Origin of the sequence: Bradyrhizobium sp. F1.4.3 (assembly GCF_040548375.1) — a bacterium.
Lineage (GTDB): Bacteria > Pseudomonadota > Alphaproteobacteria > Rhizobiales > Xanthobacteraceae > Bradyrhizobium.
In genome coordinates, this window is the sequence record NZ_JBEPRN010000003.1 from 62,629 (window position 1) to 82,939 (window position 20,311).

Consider the following 20,311-nt stretch of genomic DNA (forward strand, 5'->3'; position numbering starts at 1 on the left):
CCACATGCGACATGGTTAAGCTATGCCAGTTTTGCGGCGGTTTTGAAACGGGGGTGGGAGGGGATGGCGGCGCTGTGAGGAGCACAGTTTTTGCCGCACACGCGGTGTCGTCCCGGCGAAGGCCGGGACCCATACTGCGGAATCTATCGATCGCGGATGGTCGTAGTACCGAACCGCTGATCTTCGCCAAACTGCTCCCTGGGATTATGGGTCCCGGCCTTCGCCGGGACGACACGGGGAGAGAGTGGTGCCTTTGATTACGCCGCGGTCGCCGGCTGCAGCTGGGTCATCACCATCCGCTCCAGCGTCTCGACGGATTGGAAATTCTCCGGCGTGATCTCGGACTGCGGAATGGTGAAGTCGAACTCGGCCTCGACGCCGAGCATCAGATTGACCATGTCCATCGAGGTCAGGCCGACGTCGACGAGCTTGGTCTTTGGCGCGACATCAGCGGACAGCGCATTCTGTTCGAGGATGCCCTTCACCAGCTTGATGATGCGATTGCGGACGTCGGTGTCGAAGGCCTGCATTTGATGCTTCCCGTGTTGTTCTTGAACAGGCTGTAAGCCTTTTGAACAGGCTGTAAGCCTTGCCATTGCTGCAATTGGCGCCACCATAGCCTCTTCCGCCTTAGCAAACGATGACTCACGTTGATTAAAATCAGCGGCTCTTCCAAATCGCTAATAGGACTATCAAAATCTGCGAGTCGGAACAACCGCTCCTTAACTGTCCATTTGGAATTGGCAGGCGTTTACCCTGAATTTAATCGACTAATTTGAGTCAAATCCCTAGCCTCCCTTCAAACGTAAATAGGGTCGGATGATCGTAAACAGCATCAAAGCCGATGCCTGGGCAGATCTGGAACGGCGAACCGGAGGCGGACGAGCATGAACGTGCGTGAAGCAGTCCTCACTGTCGACGAAGCGCAGATGAGCCTCCTCGAACAGGGCCCCTCCTTGATCGAGCGCGCAGCCCGCACCGCCACCGTGGCCGCAGCCGACGCCGAGGGCGTCGACCGCGATGCCCGCTTCCCCCACAAGGCTTTTGACGCTGCGCGCGAGCAAAAGCTGCTCGGCGTCATGATCCCGGTCGAGTTCGGCGGCTTTGGCGCCTCGATCTACGATGTCACCGACGTCTGTTACACGCTCGGACGCGCCTGCGCTTCCGCGGCGATGGTCTACGCGATGCATTCGACCAAGGTCGCCTGCGTGATCCGCCACGGCCACGGCATTCCCTGGATGGAAACCATGATGCGCCGGGTCGCCCGCGACCAGTGGCTGCTCGCCTCCTCCACCACCGAAGGACAGAATGGCGGCAACATCCGCGCCAGCGCGGCCGCCGTCGACAACGCCGGCGACACCGTCTCGCTCATTCGCGACGCGACCGTGATCTCCTACGGCGCCGAGGCTGACGGCCTCGTCACCATCGCGCGCCGCGCGACCGATGCCGCCGCCTCCGACCAGGTGCTGCTGGCGCTCGCCAAGGACGATTATTCGCTGAAGCGGACGCTGGGCTGGGAGACGCTCGGCATGCGCGGCACCTGCTCGACCGGTTTCGAGCTGAAGGTCGATTGCCCGGCCGATCGCGTCTTCCCGGAATCCTACGACAAGATCCACGCCCAGACCATGACGCCATTCGCGCATCTGTGCTGGTCCTCGGCCTGGGCCGGCATCGCCGCTGCTGCCGTCACGCGCGCGCAGGCCTTCATCCGCAAGGCAGCCCGTGCCTCCGGCGGGCAGATGCCGCCGGCGGCCGCGCATTTCACTGCTGCAAAGATGTCGCTGGCAAAGCTGCGCGCGCTGATATCGGCCAATCTCGATGTGTTTGCCCGCGCCGAGCATGATGAGCGTGCGCTCGGCTCGCTCGACTTCCAGTCCTCGATTACGCTGTTGAAGGTGCAGGCCTCCGAGCTCGCGGTCGAGACCGTAATGCATGCGATGCGCACGACCGGTCTCTCGGGCTACCGCAATGACGGCGAGTTCACCATGGGGCGTCACCTGCGCGACGTGCTGTCGTCGCCAATCATGATCAACAATGACCGCATTCTCGCCAACGCGGCGACCGCGACGTTGATGAGCAGCATTCCGGCAAGCCTTCGGGACTGACAAGTCTTGGGGACTTACAAGCCTTTCGCGACTGACGTGCCTTCAACCAAGAAGAATAGTTTTCAGATAGCAGGAAGTCGAACAATGAACATTGCTGTTCTTCCCAACTCGCCCGACACCGCGCCGCAGGCCGCCGATCCGCTCGATCACCTCACCGACGCGCTGTTCCATCCGATGGGCTCGGACGGCGTCTACGCCCGCACCGCGCTCTATGAAGGAATCGTCGAGCGGCTCGCCGCGCTGATCACGCGCCACCGCGAAGCCGGCACCGAGGTGATGCGTTTCCCGCCGGTGATGAGTCGTGCCCAGCTGGAAAAATCCGGCTACCTCAAGAGCTTTCCAAACCTGCTCGGCTGCGTCTGCGGCCTGCACGGCACCGAACGCGAGATCAACGCCGCGGTGAGCCGCTTCGATGCCGGCGGCGACTGGACCACCTCGCTGTCGCCGGCCGATCTCGTGCTGTCGCCAGCCGCCTGCTACCCCGTCTATCCGATCGCCGCGAGCCGTGGGCAGTTGCCGAAGGGCGGCCTGCGCTTCGACGTCGCCGCCGACTGCTTCCGCCGCGAGCCTTCAAAGCATCTGGACCGGCTGCAATCGTTCCGGATGCGCGAATATGTCTGCATCGGCACTCCCGACGACGTCGCCGATTTCCGCGAGCGCTGGATGATGCGCGCGCAGGCGATCGCGACCGATCTCGGCCTGACCTTCCGCGTCGACTACGCCAGCGATCCCTTCTTTGGCCGTGTCGGCCAGATGAAGGCGGTGAGCCAGAAGCAGCAGCAGCTCAAGTTTGAGCTCCTGATCCCGCTGCGCTCGGAAGAGCAGCCGACCGCCTGCATGAGCTTCAACTATCACCGCGAGCATTTCGGCACGACCTGGGGCATCCAGGACGCCAATGGCGAACCGGCGCACACCGGCTGCGTCGCCTTCGGCATGGACCGGCTCGCTGTCGCCATGTTCCACACCCATGGCACTGACCTCGCCGCCTGGCCCGCCAAGGTGCGGGAGCTTCTGGGCATGCAGCCGCTAGCTCCTGCCGATGCCCATGGCCAAGGCTGGCGCTAAGCTAAGAGGCCGACCATTTCCACGGGTAAGACGAGCGTGATCCACACCAAGGTCCGATGCCGCGAGATTACCGAGTCCGATGTCGAAGCCATCGCGGACTTGCTGACGCGCGGCTTCGTCGGCCGCTCGCGCAATTACTGGATCCAGGGCCTGCGCCGGCAGGCCTTCCGACCGGTGCCGGAAGGCTATCCGCGCTTCGGCTACATGCTCGATGATGGCGGCACGCCGGTCGGCGTGCTGCTGCTGATCTACACGACGCGGAAAGATGGTGAAGAGACCGCCGTCCACTGCAACCTGTCGAGCTGGTATGTCGAGCCGGCCTACCGCAACTACGCCCCGCTGCTGACCAAGATCGCGCAGCGGCACAAGGATGTGACCTATCTCAACATCAGCCCGGCAGTGTGGACCTGGCCGATCATCGAGACGCAGGGTTTTCGCGCTTATTGCCGCGGCCTGTTCTTCTCGGTGCCGGCGCTGTCGCGCGCGCCACGCTGGAGCAAGATCGAGGTCATCTCGCAGCATACGAAGCGGATCGAGGGCCTCTCCGAAGCCGAGACCGAGCTCCTGACGCGCCATGCACGCTACAACTGCCTGAGCCTGGTCTGCCGCACGCCGAAGGGCACCTTCCCCTTCATCCTGCAACCGGTCCGCATTCGCCGCGGTTTCATCGCACCACCGGCGATGCAGCTGATCTACTGCCGCAGCGCCGCCGAGTACGCCGCCTGCGCCGGCCGCATCGGCCGGCTGCTGCTGCGGCTCGGCAAGATCTCGGTGATCGTCGATTCCAACGAGCCAATCCCCGGCCTTGTCGGTATTTATACCGAGCGCCGCGGCCGCAAATATTTCAAGGGCCCGCACCGCCCGCGGCTGGCCGATCTCACGGATACGGAGCTCGTGCTGTACGGGCCGTAGGGCGGGACGTGCGCGTCGCGCATTTGCCGTCGTCCCGGCGAAGGCCGGGACCCATACCGCGTGATCTATCGGTAAGCGCAGGCATTTGTACCGCGGCAGAACTTAATGACCACGAGCCTTCGCCAAACTTCTCCCTGTGGTTATGGGTCCCGGCCTTCGCCGGGACGACGCCGAGACTTGTCGCGCGCTCTCTGCCAACCCTGACTTGCGGACATCCTCGATACACGCCTCTCCGCATCGCCGGTCACCCTCCGTAAACTACGGCGCTTAAGGGAATTTTCCCGCCTCTTCGCTACCCTCGGCATCCGAATTACGTTGCGTTTAGTGTATTGCGCGCCGAGACCTGCCGATCCCATGACGTCGACCGACGACAACGAGCTTGGTGCACGCCGCGAGCAGGGTCCGCAAGCCCTGGTCGCGCTGAGCCAGCTTGCGCTCGACCACATGGAGCAGGGCGTCTGCGTCTACGATGCCGGTAACCGGATCGTACTGGTCAATCAGCGCTACCTCACGCTGTTCAACATGTCGGCCGACATCGTGCGGGTCGGCACGAGCTACCGCGACGTGCTCGCCCACAGCGTAGCGCTAGGCAACATCCCGGCAGGAGAGGTCGACGCGCTCTACGCCGCGCGCATGGCGCGGATCGCAGCTGGCCAGCCGTTCCGCACCGAACAGACGCTCGCGAGCGGCCTCGTGATGTCGCTCGAGCTGAAGCCGCTTCCCGACGGCGGCTGGATGACGGTCTGCGACGATGTCAGCCGCCTCGCCCGGCTCGAGGCGGAGCTACGCCTCCAGACCGAGCGCAGCCAGCACGCGCTCGCCAACATGTCCCACGGTCTCATCATGTATGACGCAGACAGCCGCGTCGTCGTCTGCAACGAACGTTTCCTGGATCTCTACGACCTCGACCCCGAAATCGTGAAGCCGGGCGTCACGCACAGCGCGGCGATCGACCACTGGCTTTCGCGCGGCAACCGAGCCGACATGTCGGGGGACGAGTTCCGCGACGTCCGGATGAACGACGTCCGCACCAGGAGTCCGAAAACCGTTCTCGTCACACGTTTTGACGGACGGAAGATACAGGCCGTGTCCCGGTTCATGCCCGACGGCGGCTGGGTGACGGTGCATGAGGACGTCACCGAGCGGCTGCAATATGAGGAGACGCTGAAGCAGCAGAATTTCATGCTGGACGCCGCGCTCGAAAACATGGCGCACGGCCTCGCCTTCTACGACAGCGACATGCGCTTGCGTGTCTGCAACAGCACCTACCGCAAGATCTACCTGCTGTCGCCGGAGGAGACCAGGCCCGGCACGCATCTCGCCGAACTGATCGAGCGGTCGATGGCCAACGGCGCTTTCGCGTCAGAATACAGCCCGCAACAGATCCTCGAAGCCGCCCGCGCCCAGATCGCTCGCCGCGACTCCTCTCCGATGCGGCGGAGCATGTCGAACAACACCGTGATCTCGGTCCGCTACTGCGCGCTGCTGGAGGACGGCTTCGTCGCCACTTACGAGGACATCACCGAGCGCGAGCGCGCGGTCGAGGAGCTGAGCGAGCAGTATCGCCGCTTCGACGCTGCGCTGAACAACATGAGCCAGGGCCTGTGCATGCTCGATTCGAGCCTGCACGTGATCGTCTGCAACCGCCGCTATATCGAAATGTACGGCCTGTCGCCCGATATCGTGAAGCCCGGCGTCTCGATGCGCGAGATCATGGAGCATAGCTGCGATCTCGGCATCCATCCGAACACGACGGCGGCCAGGCTCTATGCCGACTATGTCGAACGGCTGCGCGAGGGCGAGCACACCCTGCACCGCCATTTGAGCGACGGCCGCATCATCAAGCTCAATCACAAGCGGATGGAGCATGGCGGCTGGGTCGTCACCTATGAGGACGTCACCGAGCGCCACAAGGCCCAGGCCCGCGTCGCGCACATGGCGCAGCACGATTCGCTCACCGACCTGCCCAATCGCACGCTGTTCCGCGAGAAGATGAGCGAGGGACTGAACCAGGTCGCGATTGCCGGCGGCGCCATGGCCGTGCTGTGCTTCGACCTCGACAATTTCAAGACCGTCAACGACCGGCTCGGCCACGCCGCCGGCGACCGGCTGCTGCGCTGGGTCGCGGCACGGCTGAAGGAGAATGTCGGCGAGCACGACACCGTCGCCCGTCTCGGCGGTGACGAGTTCGCCGTACTCCAGCGCGGTCCGCAACCCCAATCGGCGGAGCGGCTCGCGCGCCGCCTGGTCGAGATCATCGGCCGGCCACCGCCGCTGGAAAGCCAGTCGATCCACATCGGCGTCTCCATCGGCATCGCGGTCGCGCCCGATCACGGGCTCGATGCGGACGAACTGATGAAATGCGCCGACCTCGCGCTCTACCAGGCCAAAGCCAGGGGACGCGGCGCCTATCAGCTGTTCGAGCCCGAGATGGAGGAGCAGGCGCGCAGCCGGCACGCGCTGGAGCACGATCTGCGCGGCGCGCTGGAGAATCGGGAATTCCATCTGGTGTTCCAGCCGCAGGTCCAACTCGACACATCCGAGCTCACCGGTTTCGAAGCGCTTCTGCGCTGGAAACATCCCTCGCGCGGCCTGGTCTCGCCGGCCGAGTTCATTCCGATCGCCGAGGAGACCGGCCTGATCGTTCCGATCGGCGAATGGGTGCTGCGTTCGGCTTGCGCAACGGCAGCGTCCTGGCCGGAGCTTACGATCGCGGTCAATCTGTCGCCGGTGCAGTTCCAGTCCCGCGGGCTGGTGGCGATGGTCACGAGTGCGCTCGCCGAAGCCGGCCTGCCGCCGCAGCGGCTCGAGCTTGAGGTCACCGAGACCGCACTGCTCGACGACAGCGAGGCGACGATCGAGATCCTGCATCAGCTCCGTTCGCTCGGCGTACACGTGAGCCTCGACGATTTCGGCGTCGGCTATTCCTCGCTGAGCTATTTGCGCAAGTTTCCGTTCGACCGCATCAAGATCGACCGCTCCTTCGTCGGCACGCTCGGCGAAAGCCCCGAGAGCGTCGCCATCGTCCGAACCATCGCCAGCCTCGGCTCGGTGCTCGGCGTCGAGACCACGGCGGAGGGCGTCGAGACGGTGGAGCAGCTCGACTTCGTGCGCGAGTGCGGCTGCACCGCGGTCCAGGGCTATTATTTCGGCAGACCCTGCCCTGCGGCGGAGGTGGAGCGGGTTATCGAGCGGCTGAACGCGGTTCGGCGCGTGGCGTGATCAGCCCTCGCCGGTTCCTTCGAGCTTATCGCGCAGGGCGCCAATCACGCGGTGGGCGATCTCGATCTCCTTGACCGACAATCCATCCGACAGGCCATTGACCCACGGGACCTGCAAGCGGCCGGCAGCATCGTAGACCTGCCTGCCCTTGTCGGTGAGCACCACAAGCTGCGCCCGGCGGTGGTGCGGGTTGGTCTCGAACACGACGAGGCCATCCCGCTCGAGGTCGTTGACGATCCGCTGCACGTTCTGGCGATTGGCACCGAGATTGCGCGCCCCGCGCGGCCTTCACGCATCCTGAATTCCGCGCGAAGATTGCGGTCTATCCCGCGTCCGCCGTCGCGAGCCCGCATCTGTTTCAGAAGGTCGCGGTGCCGAATATCTGCGTGGCGCAGCCGCAGATCGTAGAGGCCCTTACCCCGCGGCGGGCAGTGCGCTGTCCGGCGGCGCGCTCCACGGGCGGTCGACGGACGCAAGCCCGATCAGGCGGCCCTGGATGTAGTCGCAGCCCCAGTCGCGCAGCATGCCGGCCGCTTCCTCATCCTGGACCCATTCGGCGACCGTCTTGATGTCGAGACGGCGGGCGAGGTCGATCAGGGTCTGTACGAAAGCGCGGTCGTCGGCCGAGCGGGTGATGTTCTGCACGAAGGCGCCGTCGATCTTGACGATATCCACGCCGAGCTTGCGCAGGTTTCGGAACGAGGTGTAGCCCGCGCCGAAATCGTCGATGGCGATGCGGCTGCCGAAATTCTTCAGCCGCGTGACGAAACCGCGGACATCGTCGATGTCCTGGATCGCGACAGTTTCGGTGATCTCCACGATCAATCGCTCGGCGACACCGGGATGGGCGCGCATCAGCGATTCGATTCCGGCCCACCAGTCCGGATCCATCGTCGTGTCCGGCGAGATGTTGAGGCTGAGGCGGATGTCGGGCGCGGCCGCGAGCTCGGCCACCACGAGCTCGAGCACGCGATGATCGACCAGGCGGATGAGGCCGAGCCGTTCGGCCACCGGCACGATGTCGGGCGCGAGCAGCACCTGGCCGCCGCCCTGGTCCATCCGCACCAGGCATTCGTGGAACGCGCCCTCGCGCGAGGCAGCCGACACCACCGGCTCATAGGCGAGCTTGATGCGGCGCTCGTTCAGCGCGGTGACGATCTCGTCGGTGACGCGAATGTTGACGCGGCGCTGCGCGTCGCGGGCGGCATCGGGGCGCCATGCGGCGAACGAGCCGGCGCGCCGGCGTTTGGCTACATCGAGCGTCTCATGCGCGCGATTGACCGCCTCGTCAGTGTTGCGGGCATAGCGCGGCAGGCTGACGGCGCCGATCGAGACGGTGACCGAGACCGGGCCGGATTTGGTCGGCACCACCTCATCGCGAATGCCGGCGAGGAAGCGCTCGGCGGCGACGTTCATGTCGTCGACGGTGCAGTTCTTCAGGATCAGGCCGAACTTGTTGCCGGAGAAGCGTCCGAGCACATCGCCGCCGCGCAGCCGCGTGCGGATGCGCTTGGCGACGTCGAGGATCACGGCATCTGCAACGTCGAAGCCGAAGGCGTCGTTGACGCGGGCGAGGTGGTCGATGCCGACCAGCATGAACGCCGCGGTCGAGCGGAAGCGGGTCGTCTCCTCGATCGCCTCGGCGAGCGCCGCGATCAGATGGGAGCGGTTGAGCTCGCCGGTCAGGGGATCGAGCCGGGCGAGCCTAGTCAGCTCCTCGTCGCGGGCATGGCGCTCATTGTTGATGCGGATGGAGCCGATCGCACGCACCGGGCGTCCGTCGGCGCCGGCAAACCAGCGGCCGGTCTCCTCGACCCAGACCACGGGGTCGGAGGCGCTCATGCGGACGCCATATTCGACCCGGTAGGGCGTGCCGTCGGCGCCGTGCACGGCGGAGGTCTGCGCCAGCGCAGCGGTCCGCAGCGACTGCGCGGGCTCGATCAGCTTGGCGAACTCGGCACCGGTCGCAAGCCGGTCAGCGGGGATGCCGGGGAAGATCGCGCCGGCCTGCTCGCCCCAGACGATGGTGTCGCTGGCAATATCCCAGACGAAGACGGCCTGGCCGAGGGCGGCCAGGATTTCGGAGGCTTGCGGCAATGCGGGGGTCAAAATCGCCTCGTTTCGGGACAGCGTGGAGTCCTGAGCCGGCACAGAATACGGCCAGATTCGTCCCCGACCCTAGGCAAAGTTCATAAACAATTTGGAAACCATGCGCCGAAGCGACCCGGAACAAATTTGGCCCGGCCGGCATAAGCCTTGCGAGACCATCATCAGGTACAGCGCGTTTCGTCCCGAAACGCTACAGTTGACTTGACTGACGGTGTTACGATGGCGAGGACCGATCGATCGGAAGAGGCGGAGCGGGAGACGAGCACCGCAGTGGTGCTGCTGGCCCCGACGCTGGAATGGGTCCACAAAGTGATCCCCCTGCCGCGGCCAGATCCGAGCTTTGTCACCCAGCTGATCGCCAACGCCGAGCACCTGCCGCAGGCAAGCCGGCTGCGCCGCGGTTCTTCCGAAGACGCGCAGGTGGCCTATGGCGGCAAACGGCCGCTTCCCAGCGTCACCTCACGCACCCGGCAGGTCGCGTAACGCCGATCAGCGCGGCTCTTCGGGTGAAGACGGCGTGCCGTTGCCCGGCTGCAAGTGCGGCGAGGGAATTTCCGGCGACGGCGCGATACCCTGCACAGGCTTCGGCGCGGGGTGATCCATCAGCACGGATTCGGCAACCGATTGAGCTGTGGGCGCGGGTGGCTCAGGCTGCGGCGCGGGCGCGGGATTGAGCTTCGGCTCGAACATCGTCGCTTGTGCCGGCGCTTCGACCTGTCGCTTCGCCTTGCGCGGCACTGCTACGGTCTCGGCTGCGACATAGGCAATGCGGCGGCGGGTGCGCTGGGCGATACCGCCGAGGAAATCGGCCATCGCGAGCAGCACCAGCAGGAAATAGGTCGAGTTGCCGAATTTGGGCCACATCACGAATTCGGCGGCGGCCGCACCGAACAGGATCAACGACAGCAAATGATCCATCAGGAATTTCGCGCCGGGCCGCGCGCCCTTGACCACTTCGAGCAGCAACAGCACCACACCGAGTGCGATCAGCAGGTCGGCAAGCGTCACCGGCCAGGTCTCGCCGGTGATCATCGGCACCTTGAACAGCACGTCCGAGAAGGACACGCTGGGCATCAGGAAGGCGATGATGTTGTAGACCGCGAGCGGAATCAGAAGCAGCGGGAAACCGACCATCGGCAAAGTGCCTTCTCGATCAAGATGTCCGGGCAGGACAATGCGACGGCGAAGCACTCGCTCCGCCGCCGTCACCGTCATATCTCATGGATTGGCCGAAATCAGGCAGATCACGTCGAAGTCACGCCGTGCTGCCCGAAGAAAGAGTCCTGCCTCAGGACTCTTTCTTCTTCAGGACCTGACGGCCCTTGTACATGCCGGTCTTGAGGTCGAGATGGTGCGGACGGCGGAGTTCGCCGGAGTCCTTGTCCTCGACATAGGTCGGCTTCTTGATGGCGTCTGCCGAGCGGCGCATGCCGCGGCGCGACGGCGAGGTTTTTCTTCTCGGAACGGCCATTTCAATATCCTCTAGGAATTGGTGTTGTCCGGGCATCGTCACGGGACGGCTCAGCACCCAAACGGGGCGAGCGGAATGCCGATCAAGGCCGCGCTTATAGAGGAAGGCTGGCCGCAAAGCTAGGGTTCGGGACCGGAAAAAACGATCGGAAAGGGCTCAAAATCCGCGATTTTCCCGCCAGCAGGTCAATAAAGAGCTGGCCTGCGCCCTTGCCACATAGGTCCCGGCCAGCCGCCGGACACCCGGCCCGGGAGCCCTGGCGCTCCGTTTGACCGGATTCGGCAAGATCGAGGCCAGGAGCGCGGCCTCCCGAGGGGAGAGGTTCGCGGCCGATTTGCCAAAGGCATAGGTGCTGCCGGCCTCCCCGCCAAACTGGCCCTGGGGGCCGAGTTCGGCGATGTTGAGGTAAATCTCAAGAATCCGCTGCTTGGGCAGCACGAAATCGATCCACAGCGCCAGCGGGAATTCCAGCGCCTTGCGGATGAAGTCCCGCCCCTGCCAGAGGAACAGGTTTTTGGCGACCTGCTGGGTGATGGTGGAGGCGCCGCGGAACGGCGCGCCGTCCTCCTTGGCGTCGTCGATCGCCTCGCGCAGCGCGCCCCAGTCGATGCCGTGATGCTTGCAGAAATGGGCGTCCTCGGCCGCCACCACCGATCGCGGCAAATAGGGCGACATGGCCGCGAGATCGATCCATTCCCGCTGCATCGGCGCACCGCGCAAGCTTCGCCAGGCCATCAGCGTCGAAACGGGGTGACCGGTGCGGTAGAACGGCGCGATCACATACGGCGCCAGAGCTGCGACCGCCAGCATCACCAGCAGGATTTTGACGATGCGCAAATCGACCTTTCCGGCGCAAAATGAAACGCGGCCACGGGCCCGGTCATTAAGTCTGTGATAATTCGGGCCTTTTCCAGCACTTTTTAGGCCTTCCAAACGATTGACTGGGGCGAGCTCATAAAGGATTGTCCCGCCGAATTTTAGTTCTGGAGCCCTTCTTGATGACCGGCACGTCCCCGTCCGATTTCGCCAAACGTCTGGACAAGACCGCTGATGACACCGAAGCCCTGCTCGGGCGCCTCCTGGCGGACGACATCCTGCCCGATGAAATCGCCCGCCCCAAGCGACTGATGGACGCAATGCGCTATTCGAGCCTGAACGGCGGCAAGCGCTTGCGGCCGTTCCTGGTGGTCGAGAGCGCGGCCGTGTTCGGCGTCCCGCGCGAAGCGGCACTGCTCGCGGGCGCGGCGCTCGAATGCATCCACTGCTACTCGCTGATCCATGACGATCTGCCGGCGATGGACAATTCGGACCTGCGCCGCGGTCGCCCCACCCTGCACAAGAAGACCGATGATGCGACCGCGATCCTCGCCGGCGACGGCCTGCTGACGCTCGCCTTCGACATCATCACCCGCGACGAAGTCCATCGCGACGCTAATGTGCGGCTGCTGCTGACACGCGCGCTGGCGCGTTGCGCCGGCATCGGCGGCATGGTCGGCGGCCAGATGCTCGATCTCGCCGGCGAAGGCCGTTTTGGCGATCGCGAGCCGGTGGACGTGGCGCGTCTCCAGCAGATGAAGACAGGCGCGCTTCTGCGCTATGGCTGCATCGCCGGCGCGATTCTGGGCCAGGCGACGCAAAAGGAATATCAGGCGCTCGACGACTACGGTCGCGCACTCGGCGAAGCCTTCCAGATCGCCGACGATCTGCTCGACGTCGAGGGCGATGCTGCGGCGCTCGGCAAGCCGTCGGGCCAGGACGCTGCGCTCGGCAAGACCACCTTCGTCACCCAGCTCGGCATCGCAGGCGCCAAGCAGCGCGTGCGCGACCTGCTGGCGCGCGCCGATGGCGCGGTGTCGATCTTCGGTGAGCGCGCTGCCGTGCTGCAAGCCGCCGCGCGCTTCGTCGCCGAACGGAAGAACTGACGGTTGCGATGACGGGCATCGACAAAGACGATCCCGTCCTCGTCCGCTTCCGCAAGATGTCGCGGCCGATGCGCGTACTCTACGCGCGGCCGCGGACGTTCATCTCGCTCGCTGCCGGCATCCTGGTCTGCCTGCTGGTGCCGGGCTCACACCGGCTGGTGACGCGACTGCTGTTCGGCTGGGACGCGCTGATCGCAGTCTATCTCGTGCTGGTCTATGGCATGATGCTGAACAACGATCACCAGCACATCCGCCGCGCCGCGGCCATGCAGGACGATGGCCGATTCGTGATCCTGCTGGTGACGGCGATCGGCGCGTTTGCGAGCATCGCGGCAATCGTCTCCGAACTCGGCGCTCATCGTGGCGCCGCGGAGCTGACAATCGCGATCGCCACCATCGCGCTGTCATGGGCCACCGTGCACACGACCTTCGCGCTGCATTACGCCCATGATTATTACCGCCACCCGCCGGGCGGCCTGCAATTCCCGAGCGGCGACAAGGAAGACCACGCCGACTATTGGGACTTCGTCTATTTCTCATTCGTCATCGGCATGACCGCGCAGGTCTCCGACGTCGGCATCACCGACAAGACCATCCGCCGCACGGCGACGGCGCACGGCATCGTGTCCTTCATCTACAACACGGCATTGCTGGCGCTGACGGTGAACATCGCGGCGAGCGCGATTGCGACGTAGCAGTCGTCCCGGCGAAGGCCGGGACCCATACCGCGTGATCTATCGCATGACGGCGGTGCGAGTACCGGCGAAACCGTTTGACAGCTAGTCTTCGCCAAATTGCTGCCTGTGGTGATGGGTCCGGCCTTCGCCGGGACGATCATGTGGCACTAACTCGCCTCAGTTACACACCTCGGCGTTTGCGTCGTTGCCGGGACCGCCGCCGCCGCGATATTCGAGATGGCAGCCGCGGTTGACCGGACGGCAGCCGCCGCCATTGCAGAAAACCTGCCCACCACCCGCGGCACGGCCGGCGCCGGCCGCGACACCAGCCGCAGCGCCGATTCCGCCCATGCCAGCACCATAACCGCCCGCCGCGCCCATCTGCGGACGCTGCCGGGCCGGACGGTCGCCGCTGTCGTCGCGCCGCGAGGTCGCGGGCTTCGACGGTGCAGGCTTTGCGGCACGCTTCTTCTCGCATTCATTGTCGTCGTTCAGCGCATAGCCGTCGCCGCAGACGATCTTGGTGCACTTGTCGCCGTCGGCCTTGAAACCGTGCTCGCAGACCAGCGGGCAAACGCGCGATGGCTTGGCCTTGACGGCGTCGAGCGCATCGGAGCTCGCCACCTTCACGTCGAGCTTGGTGCCGGCATAGCGGTTGAACTGCGACAGCGACCGCTGCGAGGACGTGTTCCAGTTGCCATCGGCCTGCCCGGAGAAGCAGCCGACGCGGCCGAGCTCGGTCTGCACCGACCGGCCGAGATCGGCCGGCGCGGTTGCCGGCGTCAGCGAGGCGACATTGGTGCCGGCAGGGCTCGCCGTGGTTGCCGGTGCGGCGCTCGGTGCCGCTGCGGCGAGGTTGACGCGCTGCTGCTCGGCGGCGGCGGCCTGCTGCTGCGCCTGCTCCTTGGCCTTCTGCGCGGCAAGCTGCGCCTGCTCGGCTGCTTTCGCATTGGCGTCGGCCCTGGCCTGCGCATCCTTTTGCGCGCCGACAGCGGCGAGACGATCGCGTTCAGCCTCGGCCTGCTTCGCCTTCTCGATCGCCGCCGCGTGAACCTGCTCGGCCTGGATCTTGTCGAGCTGCAACTTGGCAAGGCTCGCATAGAAGCCGTCGGGATGCTGGGCCAGAAAGGCTTCCCACGCCGGCTTGTTGCCGACCTGGAGCGCGAGCTCATAGTCGCGGCGCATGTCGGCCTGCGGATTCGGCGCCGGTGCTGCTGCGGTCGCGGGCGTTGCCTTGACCGGCACCAGCGGCACGTCCTCGCCGCCGAGCGAGCCATAGACGAACGGCTCCTGCTTGTTGCCGGTCGACTTGAGCACGTCGTCGCGCACGAAGCCGAAGGCGCGACGGACGTCGAGGCCCGGCGTAGTCAGGTGCTTCGACAGTGCGACGGTGAACGGGCTGTTGGCGCCGTCGCCGTCCTGCGCCGTGAAGCCGGCTTTGGCCGAATAGGCGATCAGCGTGTTGGGGCTGGTCGGCTCGACCTGGGCAAGTCCGCGGCCGATGCCGCGCGAGGCGACCGTGCGCTTCATGGTCTTGCCGAACGGATTGTCGCGGCAGGCGTCGAGGATCACCAGCCGAAGCTGCTTTGCCGGTTCGACCGCAACCAGGATGCGGTCGAGCGACAGCGCTTCGTCATAAACGTCGGTGTCGCGCTCGAGCTTGGCGTCGACCGGGATCAGATAGTTCGAGCCTTCGACCTCGATGCCGTGGCCGGCGTAATAGACGACGGCGATATCCGCATCGCGCGTCGCGTCGGCGAATTCACGCAGCACCCGCCGTGTGTCCAGCGCCGACAGGTCGCGGCGGGAATCGACGACGTCGAAACCCGCGTCCGTCAGCGTCTTCGCCATCACCGCGCCGTCGTTGACGGGATTCGTGAGCTGCGGTGCGTTCTGATAGGCGGAATTGGCGAGCACCAGCGCCACGCGCTTTCCGGCGAACGCGGGCTCGGCACCGAGCAGCAGCGCGAAGGCAAGGAGAAGCGGGCAAAGTCTGAGCAAATTCCACATGACACGACTTCCAAGAGTTCGGGGCAGTTCACACCCTCTGGGATTGCCTTAGCAAGATCCGCCGCCCGAGCTTGTGATGGAGGTCACGAAGACAGCACCGGCCATATGCCGAGGAACCCTTTTGTTAGTCGCGCCAGAGCGTTGGCGGTTCGCTGGCAAAGCGCGAACCGAGTTCCCCTAGCCATCCCCAATGTGCCCCCGATACTGCGGCAGATTGTCCGTGATCTCGTGCCAGGGCGCCTTGGAGCCCACGAAAATATGGGCGCTCGGCCGGATGGAGGGGGCATCGACCAGGGTTCCCATGGCGACATGGACCCATTTCCCTTCGCGCACCCGGGAATAGAGCAGCGAGCCGCAGCGGGCGCAGTGCGCGTCATGGGTGGTGTCGTCGCCAAAAATGAGCCGCTGGTCCTCGCCCCTGACGATCCGGAGCTTGCTGTGCTCGACCCCGGCGAACGGCTTGAAGGCGGAGCCGGTGGTGCGGCGGCAGTTCGAGCAGTGGCAGTTCAGCGCGTAGGAAAACGCGTCCGCCACCTCGTAGCGGACGGCGCGGCAGTAGCATTCGCCGGCAAGGATGTGAGCATTCGAGTTTTCTGATCCGGTCATGACGGGAGCCCTCGCGCGATGGCGCAGAGACCCATAGCGCAATTTGATGTCTACGACTAAGTTCCGCCCGCGCCATCATCCAAAAGGACGACCCATGAGCCAAAATCGTTCGAGCGTCGAAGCCGTTGTGCAATGCTATTTTGACGGGCTTTACGAGGGCGACGCCGAAAAGCTCGGCGCCATCTTCCATCCCTCCGCAGACCTGCGCTGGGTCGAGAAGGGCGAATTGCAGGTGCTGACCGTGCCCGACTGGCTCGACCGCGTGCGCAAGCGCGCCTCGGCCAAGGCCGAAGGCAAGCCGCGCGAGGATTTCATCGTCACCATCGATCGTTCCGATGACAAGACCGCCTTCATCAAGGTCAAATGCCAACTGCCCCCGCGCTATTTCACCGACTATCTGGTGGCGATGAGGATGGCCGACGGCTGGCAGATCGTGTCGAAATCGTATCGGTACGATCTGAAGGAGTGAGGGGGCTCACTGTTAAACTCCCTCTCCCCGTTCTTACGGGGTCGCGACGAGCTACGCTCGCGCTGAGAGAGTTGGGGTGAGGGGCTGCTTCCGCAATCACGGTAAGAGACGGACTCGCGGAGAGTCCCCCTCACCCGGAATCCGCGCTGCGCGCGCATTCCGGCCTCTCCCCGCAAGCGGGGAGAGGCGAAGAAAGGAAATTCCCCATGTTGCTCGACCGTCGCTCCCTGCTCGCCTCGCTGTGCTGGATGGCCGCTTCTCCCGCGCTCGCCGCGGACGCGCCGCCGGAACTCGAATCCTACGAACGCGAGAGTGGCGGGCGGATCGGAGTCTACGCGGAGAATCTCGCTACCGGCGCCAAGATCAGATGGCGCGCTGGCGAGCGCTTCGTCATGTGCTCGACGTTCAAGGCCTCGCTGGCAGCCTGCGTGCTGGCGCGGGTCGATCGCGGCGAGGAGCAGCTTGCGGCCATGATCCCTTACGGCGAGGGCGACCTGCTCAGCTATGCACCGGCCGCGAAGCAGAATCTTGCGGCCGGCGCGATGTCGGTCACTGAGATGTGCAAGGCGATCGTCGAGCTCAGCGACAACACCTGCGCCAATTTGCTGCTGGCCCGGATCGGCGGGCCCGCCGTGCTCACCGCGTTCTGGCGTGCGATCGGAGACACCACCTCGCGGCTCGATCACAATGAGCCCGAGCTGAACCGCTCCCCGCCCGGCGATCCCCATGACACCACGACACCGGCGGCAATGGCGAACAATCTACGCCGCCTGGTTCTGGGCGAGGCATTGTCGCCGGCATCGCGCACTCAGCTCATCGACTGGATGGTGAGCTGCAAGACCGGCGCGAACCGGCTGCGTGGCGGTCTGCCCACAGGCTGGAAGATCGGCGACAAGACCGGCAACAACGGCAAGGATGCATCCGGCGATATCGCGGTGGCCTGGCCGAAGCCCGACACGCCGATCCTGATCGCGGCCTACACCCAGGGCGGCACGCCGAGCGCCGCGCAGATCGAGGCCGTATTCGCGCGCATCGGACGCATGGTGACCGAGCGGCTGGTGTGAGGCCGCCGCATTGACGTTGTGGCTGCTTCCGGGTGAAGACAGGCCATGATCGAAGCGAAATTTCAGACCTTTCTTATCCTGCTCGCGGTGCTCGCGGGCACGGCGCTTGCCGCACGCCGCTTCAATGTTGCCCCGGCGATCCTGCTGATGCTGGCCGGCGTCGGCCTCGCCTTCGTACCGGGCATGCCGCCGGTGGAATTGCCTCCAGAACTGGTGCTGCTGATGGTGCTGCCGCCGCTGATCTACTCGGCGAGCGTCGCCATGAGTTGGCGCGAGTTCAGGAACAATCTGCGCCCGATCGTGCTGCTCGCGGTCGGCGCGGTGATCTTCACCGCGGCGATGGTCGCGGCCGCAACGCACTATCTGATCGGCCTGCCCTGGACCATCGGCTTCCTGCTAGGGGCCATCGTCGCGCCGCCCGACGTGGTGGCGCCGCTCGCGATCGCGCGCCGGCTGAACCTGCCGCGCCGGATCCTGGTCGTGCTCGAGGGCGAAGGGCTCGCCAACGACGCCACTGCGCTGATCCTCTACCGCTTCGCGCTCGCTGCGATCATGGTCGGCCATTTTTCGCTGCCGATTGCGGCCGGCGAATTTTCCCTGATCGTCGCCGGCGAAATCGCCTTCGGCATCGGCATCGGCTGGCTCTCCTTGCGCGCCCGCCAATGGGCTCACGATCCGCAGGTCGAGCTCACGCTGTCGCTGATCACGCCTTACGTCTCCTACTGGCTGCCCGAGCATGTCGGCGGCTCCGGCGTGATCGCGACGGTGGCCTGCGGTCTCTATGTGAGCTGGAACGGCCCGCTGTGGATCTCCTCGTCGACGCGGCTGCAAGGCATCTTCTTCTGGGACCTCGTGATCTACCTGATCGAGGGCCTGCTGTTCCTGCTCACCGGCTTCCAGATGCGGGCGCTCTACGAGAAGTCGAAGGCCTTTCCGCTGGACGACATCATGATCGCGACCGCCATCGTGATGGTGGTCATCGTCATCGCGCGCTTCGCTTGGCTCTATCCCGCGATCTACCTGCCACGAATCCTCAGCAAGTCGCTGCGTAGGCGCGATCCGTCGCCTCCCTGGCAATGGGCGTTCACGCTCGCCTTCACCGGCGTACGCGGCGCGGTGTCGCTTGCGGCAGCGCTGGCATTGCCGTTCACGCTGCCGAGTGGCGAGGCCTTTCCGTTTCGCGACCTGATCCTGTTCGTCGCCTTCGGCGTCATCTTCATCACCCTGGTCGGCATCGGCCTCACGCTGCCGCCGGTGGTGCGCTGGCTTGGCGTGGCGGAGGCAGGCCGCAACGAACACATCGCCGAACACGAGGCCGAGATCGCCGCACGGCGCCAGGCGCTCGACGCCGCGCTGCGTTCGCTCGACACGCTGACCGAGGAGAAGGAAGTATCCGAGGAGGTGGTGCATCTGTTGCGCGCGCGCCATGAAATCCGCGTCAACCAGCTTCCGGATTCGCTCGATCCCACTCACCACGACGTCTCCGCCGCCGGTACCGCCCTGACCCGCGAGCTGATCGTCGCCGAGCGCAAGTTCATCCACGACCTGCTGCGCGACGGCCAGATCACCGACGAGACGCGGCGCCGGATCGAACGCGATCTGGATCTGGAGGAGGCGAGTTTGGCGAACCGGGAGTATCGGGGAGTGCCGTTGTAACTTCCCGCACAAACTCTCCCCGTCATCCCGGACAAGCGCAGCGAAGCGGAGCGCCGATCCGGGACCCATAGCCCCAGGGCGTAGTTTGACGAAGTCTCGTGGTTTTAAGCTATGCACCACAACCTCTCCCTGGGGTTATGGGTCCCGGCCTTCGCCGGGACGACGGTGGTGAGGGTCGCCGACACCAGTGCCTCGAAGCGCCGGAGCAATCTACCGCCTCTCGCAAAAATCCCCCATCGCCATCGCAACAGCCGTTGCAATCAGCTCCTGCCGCTCCGGCGAGTTCATCGCCATCTCCTCGTCGCGGTTGATGATGGAGCCCGCCTCGAGCAGGACCGCAGCGCTGTTGGCCCGCGACAGCACGACGAGTCCGTCATAGCGGTAGACGCCGACATCCTTGTCGAGCAATTGGTGCCGGTAGCGGCCCATCAGCGGCAGGGTGTACTGGGTGGCGTATTGCAGGCCGCGGTCTTTCAGCTCCTTGCCCAGCAGCCGGGCGAAGGCGAGGCTTGCGCCGAAGCGCGGATTGCGCTCCGACACGAACAGCGAATGGCCGCCAAAACGGTCGCTGAAGTAGCTCCTGGCGCCCTCGAATTCCCATTCCTCGAGCATCTTGTCCGGCACGGAATCGTGGTGGATCGAGAGGAAAAAATCGGCATGGGCAGCATTGGCGGCGCCGACGCGCTTTAGCAGGCTCGCTTTGGCCTTGCCCTCGGTCACGAGCACACGGGTCGCTAGAAAACCAGCCGACTTCAATCTCTCTCCGATGAGCCGCGCCAGGTGCAGGTTGAAGCCAAACTCCGGATCGTTGCGCGCGCTCGTCGCGCCCTGCGATTCGGAGGTGTGACCGACATCGAGGATGATCCGGAATTTGCGCGGCTCGCACTTCTCCGGGGCGGGCGGCTTTGGCCGCACTTTCGCGACCTTGCGGACCGGTGCGGCGCGCCCCGAGCCGACCGACGCGAGCGATGATGCGACGAGCGACACCACAATGCTCACGACGATGCCCCGCGCCAGCGACAA

At 65.1% G+C, this 20,311-nt stretch carries 18 protein-coding genes and 2 pseudogenes; 11 read left to right on the forward strand and 9 right to left on the reverse strand.

Annotation, left to right across the window (positions count from 1 at the left end; translation table 11 throughout):
• Positions 1 to 257: 257 nt before the first annotated feature.
• Entirely contained in the window at positions 258 to 530 is a 273-nt protein-coding gene (locus ABIB73_RS12320; RefSeq protein ID WP_354224388.1) for a phosphopantetheine-binding protein, read from the reverse strand.
• Between the two features lie 357 nt (positions 531 to 887).
• Here ABIB73_RS12320 and ABIB73_RS12325 point away from each other — a divergent pair, with 357 nt between their 5' ends.
• From ABIB73_RS12325 to ABIB73_RS12340, 4 genes are all read left to right on the forward strand, one after another.
• Positions 888 to 2,105: an acyl-CoA dehydrogenase family protein gene (locus ABIB73_RS12325; RefSeq protein WP_354224390.1), complete on the forward strand. Its 1,218-nt coding sequence runs from the start codon at positions 888 to 890 to the stop codon at positions 2,103 to 2,105.
• A gap of 84 nt (positions 2,106 to 2,189) precedes the next feature.
• Positions 2,190 to 3,170, forward strand: a complete 981-nt coding sequence (locus ABIB73_RS12330) for an amino acid--[acyl-carrier-protein] ligase (protein ID WP_354224392.1) — start codon at positions 2,190 to 2,192, stop codon at positions 3,168 to 3,170.
• 36 nt (positions 3,171 to 3,206) lie between these two features.
• Positions 3,207 to 4,082: a GNAT family N-acetyltransferase gene (locus tag ABIB73_RS12335; RefSeq protein WP_354224394.1), complete on the forward strand. Its 876-nt coding sequence runs from the start codon at positions 3,207 to 3,209 to the stop codon at positions 4,080 to 4,082.
• 354 nt (positions 4,083 to 4,436) lie between these two features.
• On the forward strand, positions 4,437 to 7,304 hold the full coding sequence (locus ABIB73_RS12340; RefSeq protein ID WP_354224396.1) for a PAS-domain containing protein: 2,868 nt from the start codon (positions 4,437 to 4,439) through the stop codon (positions 7,302 to 7,304).
• Here ABIB73_RS12340 and ABIB73_RS12345 read toward each other — a convergent pair.
• Positions 7,305 to 7,580, reverse strand: a pseudogene (locus tag ABIB73_RS12345) (MarR family winged helix-turn-helix transcriptional regulator); the annotation flags it as partial. It abuts the gene before it with no gap.
• On the opposite strand from ABIB73_RS12345, the pseudogene ABIB73_RS12350 reads away from it, so the two are divergent.
• Positions 7,580 to 7,696, forward strand: a pseudogene (locus tag ABIB73_RS12350) (antibiotic biosynthesis monooxygenase); the annotation flags it as partial. The pseudogenes ABIB73_RS12345 and ABIB73_RS12350 sit on opposite strands and share 1 nt — an antisense overlap.
• A gap of 22 nt (positions 7,697 to 7,718) precedes the next feature.
• On the opposite strand, the gene ABIB73_RS12355 reads toward ABIB73_RS12350, so the two are convergent.
• On the reverse strand, positions 7,719 to 9,413 hold the full coding sequence (locus tag ABIB73_RS12355; RefSeq protein ID WP_354224398.1) for an EAL domain-containing protein: 1,695 nt from the start codon (positions 9,411 to 9,413) through the stop codon (positions 7,719 to 7,721).
• Positions 9,414 to 9,632: 219 nt separating this feature from the next.
• On the opposite strand from ABIB73_RS12355, the gene ABIB73_RS12360 reads away from it, so the two are divergent.
• Complete coding sequence (locus ABIB73_RS12360; RefSeq protein ID WP_354224399.1) at positions 9,633 to 9,896, forward strand: hypothetical protein; 264 nt, start codon at positions 9,633 to 9,635, stop codon at positions 9,894 to 9,896.
• Positions 9,897 to 9,902: 6 nt separating this feature from the next.
• Here the strand turns inward: ABIB73_RS12360 and ABIB73_RS12365 are convergent, their stop codons facing one another.
• From ABIB73_RS12365 to mtgA, 3 genes are all read right to left on the reverse strand, one after another.
• On the reverse strand, positions 9,903 to 10,547 hold the full coding sequence (locus ABIB73_RS12365) for a hypothetical protein (protein WP_354224400.1): 645 nt from the start codon (positions 10,545 to 10,547) through the stop codon (positions 9,903 to 9,905).
• 154 nt (positions 10,548 to 10,701) lie between these two features.
• Positions 10,702 to 10,884 (reverse strand): 50S ribosomal protein L32, encoded by a 183-nt coding sequence (rpmF, locus tag ABIB73_RS12370; protein ID WP_007598106.1) that lies wholly within the window; start codon positions 10,882 to 10,884, stop codon positions 10,702 to 10,704.
• 156 nt (positions 10,885 to 11,040) lie between these two features.
• Positions 11,041 to 11,721 carry a monofunctional biosynthetic peptidoglycan transglycosylase gene (gene mtgA, locus ABIB73_RS12375; RefSeq protein WP_354224402.1) on the reverse strand — a complete coding sequence of 227 codons (681 nt, stop codon included), beginning with the start codon at positions 11,719 to 11,721 and terminating at the stop codon, positions 11,041 to 11,043.
• Between the two features lie 161 nt (positions 11,722 to 11,882).
• On the opposite strand from mtgA, the gene ABIB73_RS12380 reads away from it, so the two are divergent.
• Positions 11,883 to 12,806 (forward strand): polyprenyl synthetase family protein, encoded by a 924-nt coding sequence (locus ABIB73_RS12380; protein WP_354224404.1) that lies wholly within the window; start codon positions 11,883 to 11,885, stop codon positions 12,804 to 12,806.
• 8 nt (positions 12,807 to 12,814) lie between these two features.
• Entirely contained in the window at positions 12,815 to 13,501 is a 687-nt protein-coding gene (locus ABIB73_RS12385) for a DUF1345 domain-containing protein (RefSeq protein WP_354224406.1), read from the forward strand.
• A 159-nt stretch (positions 13,502 to 13,660) separates the two neighbouring features.
• Here ABIB73_RS12385 and ABIB73_RS12390 read toward each other — a convergent pair whose 3' ends face one another.
• Entirely contained in the window at positions 13,661 to 15,493 is a 1,833-nt protein-coding gene (locus tag ABIB73_RS12390) for a caspase family protein (protein WP_354224408.1), read from the reverse strand.
• A gap of 177 nt (positions 15,494 to 15,670) precedes the next feature.
• Entirely contained in the window at positions 15,671 to 16,099 is a 429-nt protein-coding gene (locus ABIB73_RS12395; RefSeq protein ID WP_354224410.1) for a GFA family protein, read from the reverse strand.
• A gap of 94 nt (positions 16,100 to 16,193) precedes the next feature.
• Here ABIB73_RS12395 and ABIB73_RS12400 point away from each other — a divergent pair, with 94 nt between their 5' ends.
• The 3 genes from ABIB73_RS12400 to ABIB73_RS12410 all read left to right on the forward strand — a co-directional run bounded on the left by ABIB73_RS12400 (position 16,194) and on the right by ABIB73_RS12410 (position 19,288).
• Positions 16,194 to 16,568 carry a nuclear transport factor 2 family protein gene (locus ABIB73_RS12400; protein ID WP_354224412.1) on the forward strand — a complete coding sequence of 125 codons (375 nt, stop codon included), beginning with the start codon at positions 16,194 to 16,196 and terminating at the stop codon, positions 16,566 to 16,568.
• Positions 16,569 to 16,774: 206 nt separating this feature from the next.
• The gene (bla, locus tag ABIB73_RS12405) at positions 16,775 to 17,632 is read left to right on the forward strand and encodes a class A beta-lactamase (RefSeq protein ID WP_354224414.1); all 858 of its coding nucleotides are present in this window, start codon (positions 16,775 to 16,777) and stop codon (positions 17,630 to 17,632) included.
• A 45-nt stretch (positions 17,633 to 17,677) separates the two neighbouring features.
• Positions 17,678 to 19,288: a Na+/H+ antiporter gene (locus tag ABIB73_RS12410; protein ID WP_354224416.1), complete on the forward strand. Its 1,611-nt coding sequence runs from the start codon at positions 17,678 to 17,680 to the stop codon at positions 19,286 to 19,288.
• Positions 19,289 to 19,498: 210 nt separating this feature from the next.
• Here ABIB73_RS12410 and ABIB73_RS12415 read toward each other — a convergent pair whose 3' ends face one another.
• Positions 19,499 to 20,311: an N-acetylmuramoyl-L-alanine amidase gene (locus tag ABIB73_RS12415; RefSeq protein ID WP_354224418.1), complete on the reverse strand. Its 813-nt coding sequence runs from the start codon at positions 20,309 to 20,311 to the stop codon at positions 19,499 to 19,501.

What these genes read in the sequence shown, in the direction of transcription:
- ABIB73_RS12320 (WP_354224388.1), bottom strand. Translation starts at nt 530, where the DNA reads ATGCAGGCCTTCGACACCGACGTCCGCAATCGCATCATCAAGCTGGTG.
- ABIB73_RS12325 (WP_354224390.1), top strand. Translation starts at nt 888, where the DNA reads ATGAACGTGCGTGAAGCAGTCCTCACTGTCGACGAAGCGCAGATGAGC.
- ABIB73_RS12330 (WP_354224392.1), top strand. Translation starts at nt 2,190, where the DNA reads ATGAACATTGCTGTTCTTCCCAACTCGCCCGACACCGCGCCGCAGGCC.
- ABIB73_RS12340 (WP_354224396.1), top strand. Translation starts at nt 4,437, where the DNA reads ATGACGTCGACCGACGACAACGAGCTTGGTGCACGCCGCGAGCAGGGT.
- ABIB73_RS12360 (WP_354224399.1), top strand. Translation starts at nt 9,633, where the DNA reads ATGGCGAGGACCGATCGATCGGAAGAGGCGGAGCGGGAGACGAGCACC.
- ABIB73_RS12365 (WP_354224400.1), bottom strand. Translation starts at nt 10,547, where the DNA reads ATGGTCGGTTTCCCGCTGCTTCTGATTCCGCTCGCGGTCTACAACATC.
- rpmF (WP_007598106.1), bottom strand. Translation starts at nt 10,884, where the DNA reads ATGGCCGTTCCGAGAAGAAAAACCTCGCCGTCGCGCCGCGGCATGCGC.
- ABIB73_RS12380 (WP_354224404.1), top strand. Translation starts at nt 11,883, where the DNA reads ATGACCGGCACGTCCCCGTCCGATTTCGCCAAACGTCTGGACAAGACC.
- ABIB73_RS12385 (WP_354224406.1), top strand. Translation starts at nt 12,815, where the DNA reads ATGACGGGCATCGACAAAGACGATCCCGTCCTCGTCCGCTTCCGCAAG.
- ABIB73_RS12390 (WP_354224408.1), bottom strand. Translation starts at nt 15,493, where the DNA reads ATGTGGAATTTGCTCAGACTTTGCCCGCTTCTCCTTGCCTTCGCGCTG.
- ABIB73_RS12395 (WP_354224410.1), bottom strand. Translation starts at nt 16,099, where the DNA reads ATGACCGGATCAGAAAACTCGAATGCTCACATCCTTGCCGGCGAATGC.
- ABIB73_RS12400 (WP_354224412.1), top strand. Translation starts at nt 16,194, where the DNA reads ATGAGCCAAAATCGTTCGAGCGTCGAAGCCGTTGTGCAATGCTATTTT.
- bla (WP_354224414.1), top strand. Translation starts at nt 16,775, where the DNA reads ATGTTGCTCGACCGTCGCTCCCTGCTCGCCTCGCTGTGCTGGATGGCC.
- ABIB73_RS12410 (WP_354224416.1), top strand. Translation starts at nt 17,678, where the DNA reads ATGATCGAAGCGAAATTTCAGACCTTTCTTATCCTGCTCGCGGTGCTC.